Raw genomic sequence first — 501 nt, forward strand, 5'->3', positions numbered from 1 at the left:
ACCTGCACTACCACGACCACGAGTGGGGCGTGCCGGACCATGACGACCGGAGCCTGTTCGAGTGCCTGAATCTGGAGGGCGCCCAGGCCGGATTGAGCTGGATTACCGTGCTGCGTAAACGGGAACATTACCGACAGGTGTTCGATGGGTTCGATGCCGAGAAGGTGGCGCGCTATGGCGAGGCCAAGGTGGCCGCGTTACTGGCCGACCCGGGTATTATCCGCAACCGCCTGAAAGTGGCGGCGACCATCGGTAACGCCCAGGCGTACCTGACCCTGCGTGATGAGGGCCTGACCTTGAGTGATTTCCTCTGGGATTTTGTCGACGGCAGCCCGCAGATCAACCACTTCCGCAGCCTCAAGGAGGTACCGGCCACCACTCCGGTGGCCGAGGCCATGAGCAAGGCCCTGAAAAAACGCGGCTTCAAATTTGTCGGCCCCACCATCGTCTATGCTTTCATGCAGGCCACCGGCATGGTCAACGACCACCTTACCAGTTGCC

1 protein-coding gene is annotated in these 501 nt (G+C 61.3%); it reads left to right on the forward strand.

Going from position 1 to position 501, the window contains the following annotated elements; genetic code table 11:
• Positions 1–2 precede the first annotated feature (2 nt).
• A partial coding sequence (locus A3730_RS04440; protein WP_063537578.1) for a DNA-3-methyladenine glycosylase I occupies positions 3–501 on the forward strand: 499 nt, incomplete at its 3' end.

The sequence above is a fragment of the Alcanivorax sp. HI0044 genome, from assembly GCF_001634945.1.